This window comes from Maribacter sp., assembly GCF_039968975.1.
Classification (GTDB): domain Bacteria; phylum Bacteroidota; class Bacteroidia; order Flavobacteriales; family Flavobacteriaceae; genus Maribacter.
On record NZ_JBDVOT010000130.1, the window covers coordinates 1 to 8,907 of the forward strand.

The window sequence follows — 8,907 nt, forward strand, 5'->3', positions numbered from 1 at the left end:
ATTAGAGCTTTTATATACGCCCTTTAAAAACGCTTCTGTCTCTTGTAATTTCTTATTTTGAAGATAAACCTGGCTATTTACCTCTTGAATTTCACCTTTCTGTTTATAGATACTAATAAAACCAATTAAAAAAATTCCTAAAGCAGTTAGGGCTACCAATAATGAAGACATTGGAGTTAAGAAAGATTGCGAGGTGTACTCTTCTTTACGAGCAACCATAAGATAGTTCTCCTCTGACATCATTCTATCTTTTATTAACTGAGACTCTGCTACAATTTTACGTATTCGTTGTTTACGTTTATAAGGTAAATCAGTAAAATTGATAACTATACTGTCTTTTGGAAAAAGGCTATCGGCCACAATTGCAGTATCTATTTCATTCTTGATTCTATCATGTAACAACTCTAAAGCCTTAACCCGTTCTTGTTGTGTCTCATTATCTTGAGTAAGGTTTTTTAACCTATCTAATGACTGCCCCATTTCGGCTATTACTATGGAAGAAAGATCAGTCTCTTGTTCTTCAAAAAGCTTGTTCAACTGAATAGCCTCTACTTCTAAAAATTTGGAAGAAAGCTCTACTATTGCCCGTTGCACCTCTAGCGTGTGTGAAACTAAATCTCCGGTTTTATGAAGTCTATTCACTTGATTATAACCTACACTAACAGTGTATAGCAACAAAGCGATAGCCATAATCAATAGAATAATATAGGTTTTTGCAGATCCGATAAGGGATTTTAATTTCAGCATGATCTCACTAGAAAAAAGACTTTTCATTTATAGTAACAAGTTATAAGGGGGTATTACCGATCATAAAATTTCAAAGAATGAATATACCGCATTTTAAGTTTACCATATTGAATAAACAACATAAATATGATTGTATGCTATACAAACTTTAAGTTCGAATAAATTTATCCTATAATGGGGACCATAATTGAATCTAATTCACCTAAATAACTACAAAACCCCATTTCGTAATGAAACGAAATGGGGTTTGTATTCAATTTTTAAAAAACTAGTCTTGTAACGCAAAAGACTGCTGTTCTAAAGCCATAGACTTTTCTTGCTCATCAACTATATCTTTAATGAACTCATCTATTTGATCTTTGGTAACATTGGGCATACAGATTACATGCGTAATATCATCTGTAGCCAATTGCCATTTCTTTTTAATAGCATCTGATACTTTTGGTAGCACTACGGTAATTGCCCCTTTGTTCATCCAGGCATCGATTCCTATTTTAATAAGTTCTTGCTTGCAGTATTCTGCAGTTTCCAAACTATGACGGTAACGCGCCTCTAAGCCCTCTACTCCCATTTTCTTTATCGCATACCACAAAAATAGCGGACTATGACCGTTTCTAGAACCTGTTATCGTAGTATCTAAAGATCCAATGTATGATATACCCCTAGCTATACGGTCTCTTAACGAACGCTTGGCAATAATAACACCTGAAGGAAAAGGAGAGCCAATAAATTTATGACCGCTTATAGAAATACTATCTGCTCCATCTTGTAAATCGAACGGAATACGAGGTTCTATAAATTGACCGTAAGAACCTGCCAAAGCAGCATCACAATGTATGTAATGATTTTGAATGGCTAATTTTTTCAATATACGTTTCACCTCAGAAACATCATCTTTAGCCTCTGTCATAGTGGTACCAAAAGTTGTTAAAATAATGGCCGGCTTATCTCTATTTAATTGCAGAGTGTTCTCCAAATCTTCATAATCCAGTTCTCCATTCTCTTGCGCTCTAATAGTAATACTAGGCAGATTCAGTAAATGAATATTCTTTTTTACACTGTAATGCGTAGATTCAGAAAAATAGACCATTGCTTTTGGGTGAGATTCTCTAGCCAAATACAAGCCATATAAGTTACTTTCAGAACCACCATTGGTTACATAACCCCAGAAATCGTTAGGGTCTGCCCTATATAATTTCGCAAAGAAATCAACCACTTCTCGTTCCATTTCATGTGTTTGAACTTTATAGGTATTATCCTCATATGGATCGCCCACATTATTTATAGGGTGCTTTAAAAATTCGTATAATCTTGAATAATCAAAATCTTTTGCTACTGGATAACCTATAACTCTATCCTTTTCTTGAATTAGCTTGGTTAACAGCTCATCTATCTGTTGTTCGTTATTCATAATTACTTATTATTAGACGTATTTTAATACTGTAAAATTACAATTACTAATAATAAATTACTTTATATAAAACAAATACAGAATATTGAACTATTATATTTAAATTAACAAACTTAAATTACTGTTTATATTTTTATAGACAAGTATAAAAGAAAAATAAACTGGCATGGATACGATCGACAACAAAATTTTGATGCAACTTCAAGAAAATGCAAAGCAAAACACCAAAGAAATTGCGGCAAAAGTAGGGTTAAGCGTTACCCCCACTTATGAAAGAATTAGAAAGTTAGAGCAGCAAGAAATCATTAAGTCTTATGTTGCGCTTTTAAATAGAACTAAAATTGGAAAAGAATTAATTGCTTACTGTCAAGTGACCTTATCTCAACATCAAAAGAAATTGGCAGACAAATTTAAAGAGGAAATACTGCAATTACCGGATATCATGGAATGTCATCAAGTATCTGGAAATTTTGATTTTCTATTAAAAATAGCGGTAGATGATATTGCCGAGTTTCATAAATTTATAAATGAAAAACTATCTATCATTGACGGTATTTCTACCATACACAGTTCGTTTGTTTTAAATTCTGTAAAGGATAGTACTGGTTATAACTTAAAAGCTACAAGTCCGTAAAATTTATAATGACTAGATACTCGATTCTGAAAACATTTTTCGAACAGTATCTTGAATCGTAAATAAATTACTGACCGTATATACACCTACACACTCTTCTAAGTGACTACTATCTGGAGCCATAGTCGAATTTTCGCTAGCCGATAATAAATGAATTTGATTTGCTAAATCTGGTTGATATTTCATACCATAGATAGCAAATTTAGAGGCACGAATAATGTCGTCATTGTACTGCTGACCTCTAGCTTTTTTTATCTTTATATCTTCCAACTTTGGCGGCCTGTTAAATACTTGTTCGTAAAACTCAATTACCGGACTTTCATTTACACCTATTAGTTTATGAATAAAAGCGATATAATAGGTGCCATCTATATTGATAGAAATAACATCATTCTCCCTAAAAAACGTAATGTTCTTTTGCCTAGAAGGTTTTCTTTTTAATGCTGTAGGTTTCGTTTTTAAGAACTCTTTTATTTTAGGAGATTTTCTAAAAAAATCATCACTTAGAACAACGTTATCATTTAATAAATCAATTGCTTCAAGAGCTTTCTCTGTTATGTGTTTATCTGAAAAACCGTATTTATGAAGCTGCGTTGCCAAGGTTAGGTAAACCTTTTCCTTATAATATCTAACTAATCCGGTTTCTGCTTTTAACACACAATTCCAACGGGTCAACATTAGCGGTAACACATACGATTCAATATCATCAAGACTACCGCCATTCTTTAAAGCCATACCTCTCGTAACTAGTCTGATTAAATCGTCTTCTACGGATTCATTCAACTGTTGAAATCCAATTTTGTCTGTAATCTGTTTGTGCTTCATATGAATCCTAAAATTTACGTTTTAGCTTTTACTCAAATCAGCCTCCTTCTATTTTCGGTTGTTCTTAATAAACTCTGTCGGATTTATGTAACCTGACGTGTTACTTGAATACCCTCCACCTATAGGCAAACCTACTTTACTTCGTAGTTCTAAATGTAAGTGCGCTAAATACTGACCTCCATTATTGCCGATTGTACCAATTTTATCCCCTTTGTTTACATAATCTCCTTCTTGCACGTCTATTTCTAGACAGTGAGCGTATAGAGATTCTATTTGAGTATCGGCATCTGTCTGATGTATAATTCTAATTACATTTCCCCATCCACCGTTTATATCTTCCGCAAAAGAGACATAACCATTTGCAATGGCATATATAGAATCGCCTAAGTCTGTATTACCACCACCTACTCCGTTCCAATCTTCTCCTAAATGATTATTTTCTCCGAACTTCTGGGCATTGTAATAGCCGCTAGCATTTGGTTTACCAACAGGAAAATCAAATCCATTTGCTAATTTTAACGTGTCGTTTTTAATTGTATCCACATTCTCTACAATAATATTTGGTTTTTTTTGAACTTCAGACTTACATCCAAAAAGACCAAGACCTATTATAAAATTAAAGAAGATGTATTGCATACCTGTATGTAGTTTAAAATAAATAGTTACAATTCTTTTTCAAACATTTGAGCTATTTTGCCAGGTATACATCATATCCAATTTTTTGAATATCATCTACATTTGTCCAATACAGCTCGTCTAAATCGTTCAATCGTTTATCTTGTGCTTCAGATATATACTCATGTAAGTATTTGGGAATATCCCAAAGAGCTTTTACCCTGTCATCATCTTTTAATTTTGAAATGATTTTTCACATTCTGTTATTAACGCAAGTGATTTTACAGCCTCAATCTTTTTCAGCACTTTTTGGGTCTCTACAAAGTTTTTGTAACCCCAATTACAAAAAAACTGCATAAATCCGCTATTATACATATCAGCTTCTACTTACCACCTCTTGCTCAGGTACAGTCATTTTACTTAAATCACCATCAAATTCGTTAAATAGCTTATCAACAACATCAAAAGAATACTTTTCAAATTCCGCTCTAATATCCATTACTATTTTTTTCCTTTTTTTTGATCAATTAAAACTTAATTACTGAAGCCTTAGAAATTTTCAAATCTCATTTTAACTAAAATATTTTTTCCATATGCATACTAGGGTCTTTCATAAAATCTTTAAAACTGCATAGGTCATTTAACTCTTCGTGTTCTAAATCAAAACAAGCTATTTTTTGTGTTTTAGGATTCCATACTAATATGATATGTTCATAATCTCCAGATGACTTTGAAAGTCTTAAAAGTTTTTTTCTACCATGCTTACATGGAACTATGTCTACCAGTGAAAAGAAGTTAAAGTATTCGAAATGACTTTCAGGCAAAGCAAGATGCAAATTATCACCATTTAAAAATTCAATTAAGTCTTTAGATAATTTATAGGGCTCTAATTCACCTAACCTATATTCTAAACTATGAAATTTTTCGGGTTCTAGCGACTTGAAATAAGCTGCCATTTCATTATCATCTTTTTCTAATGCAATTTGATAGGGCCTTAGTCCGTCTTTTTCAGCTATGGTTACATCGGCACCATGCTCAACTAAGAACTTGCACATTTTTAAATCTACTAATCGAGCAGCTACACACAGTGGTGTTGGCATAAAAGAATACACCATATCTGGTTTGTTATAGTTTATATCTACATTATTAGCGATAAAATAATCTATGGCTTTGTAGTTTTGACTACTAACAACTTTTCTAAAAGCCTTACCACCATATTCACTTACAGTGTAGCCTAAACTATGAATTATAGGTAAATTTTCAATTCTATTACCATAAAGCGCCTGTTCGAATGCGTCAGATTTTACATTGTTAACCAGGTTAATTTTGGCACCGTGCGCTACAACATATCTAATAATTTCTTCATTGCAATAACGAACAGCTCTCAGAAAACTAGGATTGTTTTTTGAGTTGAGATCAGCCTTATGTTCCACCAGCCATTTTACAGATGCAAACGACTCCATTATCAAAGCTAAATCTAGAGGAGATTCTTCAATATACTTACCTATTTTTATAAGCTCATTAACATTCCACCCCTGCTGTAAATGGGTATCTAATGCATCTGTATTGCCTTGAATTATGTCTGATACTATTTGAGGAACACTTTCAAATGACCCTATATCTTTTAATTTTATCATTCTTACAGTTTTTTATAGTTGCCTGAGTCTGCTTATTAATTATTAAAATATGGCAACTTTTTAATGTCTATGTATTTATTGTCGAAACTCATTCTTAACCCTGATGCAATGCATACCCTCGTGTTCGTTTACTTTTTAATTTCAGGAAAATCTACCTCTTTAAATTCTTCAGCGTCATCAACATCAAATGGAATTGGCTCAAGATGCGCGTGAAATTCATCATATATTTCACCCGTGCTCTTTTTAATTTTATAGCTAGACTCTTGAGATTCAGATACTACTTCAATTGCATAATAATCTTCATTCTCACGAATAATGATATCATCTTCAAAACCTTCTAAACTACCAATGGTCTGTTTCACAAAATCGATATGTTTTTTAATATCTTCCGTTAATTGAAAATACGGAATCGTCTCTTCATTTGTATATCCATAAGGATTTGAAACGGAGTTTTTATACGTAGTTTCGGTAGTAATATTCACCCCAACATCAAAATAGTAAATTGTATTTATAGGAAGGTATTTGTATTGATTTCTAAAAGAAACATACACTTCTTCACCATTTGACAACACCGTAGCTGATGCAAAATTTTCAAGACTAATAGAACCGCCAATTGACTTTAAAGCTGATGCAACAATAGCATCTTCACCCAATTTAAGTATCTCTGTTACCTCTTTTGACATTTTAAGATTGTTTTGATGCTTATGCTGCGCATGACAAACTGAAACGGTTTGCATGAACAGAATAAAAATAAGGGTTGTGAAGATTTTCATTAATTGTATTTGATGCGTGCTTAAAGAGTATCGCTTAAATTAATTATCCAGTAATTTCTTCAATGCTTCAATAATCTCTTCAGGTTCTGATCGTGTTCTGTAATCAACGTTTACATAACTCCATTTTACTTCACCATCTTTACCCAAAATAAATGTTGCTGGTATAGGCAGAACGTTTGCATTGCCATTATTGATTGCTTCTAGATCAAGATTACGATCCACACGCATGTGATCCAATAAAAACTCGGGCACCTGCCAAGCTACTCCGTATTCAGTAGCCACCTTTGCATCTTGATCGGACAATACTATAAAGTCCATTTCACTGATTTCACTCTTTGTCAATGACCCATCTGGTACTTGAGGACTTATAGCCACCAATGTAGCACCTAACTCTTGTATTTCACTTAACCTAGCTTGCAAAGCTCTCAATTGCAAATTGCAATACGGACACCAATCTCCGCGATAAAAAGTAAGTACAACTGCTCCTTGTTCTCTTAAATCATGCAACGATATTGATTCTCCCACAGCATTAGGCAACTTAAAATCTGGAGCTTTTTGCCCAATTTTTACCGCGTTTACTCCTTTTTCAAAAGCTTTTGCTTCCTCAATCACTTCATCTACACCCTGCATGAATTCAGGTTTAGCCAATCTACCCGATGCAATTTTAGCGTCAGTTTGTTCTTTTAAACTTTTCATTATTCTAATTTCATTGATATGAAGGATAAAGGTATTAATAGCAAGAGTTGACAAAGAATCTTTCCTATTAATTTAACATAAGATTGTAAGTTGATTTTATCTAATTTCTAGTTTAATCTCAATGTCCATTAAGAGGATTTTCAATGTCTTCGTCATTACATTCCATTTTCAAAATCCAATGACCATATTTTGAGAACTCTATATAAATTACATCACCCACATTTACTTTTTCAAAATCTTTTTTCAACAGACCATATTTATAAAAATCCGGATTCTGTTCAAATTCTATTTCATAATGATAATAGTTATCCATGTCCCTTCTCTTGTATTTTATTCTTAACTCTGTAGAGACTTTAATTTTTTCCTCTAAGTCTTTCTCTGTTGGACTTTTATAAAAGAAACGGAGATATGGTAAAAAAGAAACAACAAAAAAGAAACAAGCTAAAAATTCAATAAATCCAAAGCCTGGTTGTTTTAATAACCCTATAGCAATAACACCTAAAATGATATTTGCAATAAACCATGCAACATTAGATTTTTTGCTTTTAGAACGAATAACCCTTAAGTCATCTTCCGTAAATGGAGCTTCGTATTTTTTAGACTGATTCAATTTTTAATGAAATGATCTGTAGTGGTTTGGTTGAAAAACAATTAGTGAAATATGTACTTATTTTCTGCTACTTTTAAGAAGAAATCTATTTGTAGTATTGTTTTCTTAAATCAAAAGTAATTCAATTTATAATTGCCTCTTATTTATCTAGAGATAGCGTTATTCATAATAGGTATATTCACGCTTAGAAACAAATACTACCTTTCCTTTGTCATACTTGGTTTTTTTTATCCAATTACCGTGATCATCGTATTCATATGTAAATGTAAAATGTTCTTTATATTTATCTAGATCATTTGCAATAGCATATTCAAGATCTGCTTTATCATTGCCAAATTTTAGAAAGTTTATCTCCTCTATCCTATTATTTCTATCATCATATTTATAAGCTGACCTAAAGTTTAATCTTTCATCTGGCGTAAACATTTTGATCAGTATTTTATTTCCATTTTCGTCATAGTCAAAAATTGCTCTTTCCACTAGTAGATCATCTGTATTGTAGAGTGTTTCCTCAATGACTTTACCTTTTTCATTATACTTATAAATTGTTCTTTTATAAACCTTACCTTTGTGGTGTTCTATAAATTCAGTCTGATTTCCATTCTCATCATACTTATACATCCACTTTCCCTGGCTATATGAACTAGACCATTTGGTTGTAACAAGATTTCCTTCTTCATCATATTCAAAAATTCTTTCTGCTAATGGACCAGAACCATGGTCAGTTAAACTATTGACTAGTCTCTGAACCATGTACCCTTTGTTATCATATTTGAAAATGGTTTTATCCTGAAGTCTATAATCCCTTTTTTCTATAGCATATCCTTTCTTATTATACTCATTAAAAAACAATTTCTTTTCTGTTGTATCCTTTAGTTTGTTTACATTAGAACTTACTTCTTCAAAAGTTTTAACCTTTCCTTTTAAATTATCTTGAGCCCAACTATTCTCAATAATTT

At 32.3% G+C, this 8,907-nt stretch carries 11 protein-coding genes; 1 reads left to right on the top strand and 10 read right to left on the bottom strand.

The window, feature by feature from the left end; all coding sequences use genetic code 11:
- Both ABJI11_RS08520 and ABJI11_RS08525 read right to left on the bottom strand, forming a co-directional pair.
- A partial coding sequence (locus ABJI11_RS08520; protein WP_348351223.1) for a CHASE3 domain-containing protein occupies positions 1–774 on the bottom strand: 774 nt, incomplete at its 3' end.
- Between the two features lie 241 nt (positions 775–1,015).
- Positions 1,016–2,158: a histidine decarboxylase gene (locus tag ABJI11_RS08525; RefSeq protein ID WP_348351225.1), complete on the bottom strand. Its 1,143-nt coding sequence runs from the start codon at positions 2,156–2,158 to the stop codon at positions 1,016–1,018.
- 166 nt (positions 2,159–2,324) lie between these two features.
- On the opposite strand from ABJI11_RS08525, the gene ABJI11_RS08530 reads away from it, so the two are divergent.
- Positions 2,325–2,792: an Lrp/AsnC family transcriptional regulator gene (locus ABJI11_RS08530; RefSeq protein WP_348351227.1), complete on the top strand. Its 468-nt coding sequence runs from the start codon at positions 2,325–2,327 to the stop codon at positions 2,790–2,792.
- 12 nt (positions 2,793–2,804) lie between these two features.
- Here ABJI11_RS08530 and ABJI11_RS08535 read toward each other — a convergent pair whose 3' ends face one another.
- The 8 genes from ABJI11_RS08535 to ABJI11_RS08570 form a co-directional block, all read right to left on the bottom strand.
- Entirely contained in the window at positions 2,805–3,617 is an 813-nt protein-coding gene (locus ABJI11_RS08535) for a hypothetical protein (RefSeq protein WP_348351229.1), read from the bottom strand.
- Positions 3,618–3,665: 48 nt separating this feature from the next.
- Positions 3,666–4,253 (bottom strand): M23 family metallopeptidase, encoded by a 588-nt coding sequence (locus ABJI11_RS08540; RefSeq protein ID WP_348351231.1) that lies wholly within the window; start codon positions 4,251–4,253, stop codon positions 3,666–3,668.
- Positions 4,254–4,608: 355 nt separating this feature from the next.
- Complete coding sequence (locus ABJI11_RS08545; RefSeq protein WP_348351233.1) at positions 4,609–4,731, bottom strand: hypothetical protein; 123 nt, start codon at positions 4,729–4,731, stop codon at positions 4,609–4,611.
- A 76-nt stretch (positions 4,732–4,807) separates the two neighbouring features.
- On the bottom strand, positions 4,808–5,869 hold the full coding sequence (locus ABJI11_RS08550) for a hypothetical protein (protein WP_348351235.1): 1,062 nt from the start codon (positions 5,867–5,869) through the stop codon (positions 4,808–4,810).
- Positions 5,870–5,997: 128 nt separating this feature from the next.
- The gene (locus tag ABJI11_RS08555; RefSeq protein ID WP_348351237.1) at positions 5,998–6,552 is read right to left on the bottom strand and encodes a hypothetical protein; all 555 of its coding nucleotides are present in this window, start codon (positions 6,550–6,552) and stop codon (positions 5,998–6,000) included.
- A gap of 129 nt (positions 6,553–6,681) precedes the next feature.
- Complete coding sequence (locus ABJI11_RS08560) at positions 6,682–7,338, bottom strand: peroxiredoxin-like family protein (RefSeq protein ID WP_348351239.1); 657 nt, start codon at positions 7,336–7,338, stop codon at positions 6,682–6,684.
- 118 nt (positions 7,339–7,456) lie between these two features.
- Entirely contained in the window at positions 7,457–7,948 is a 492-nt protein-coding gene (locus ABJI11_RS08565) for a hypothetical protein (RefSeq protein ID WP_348351241.1), read from the bottom strand.
- A gap of 159 nt (positions 7,949–8,107) precedes the next feature.
- Positions 8,108–8,907: hypothetical protein (locus ABJI11_RS08570; RefSeq protein WP_348351243.1), on the bottom strand; the 800-nt coding region annotated here is incomplete at its 5' end.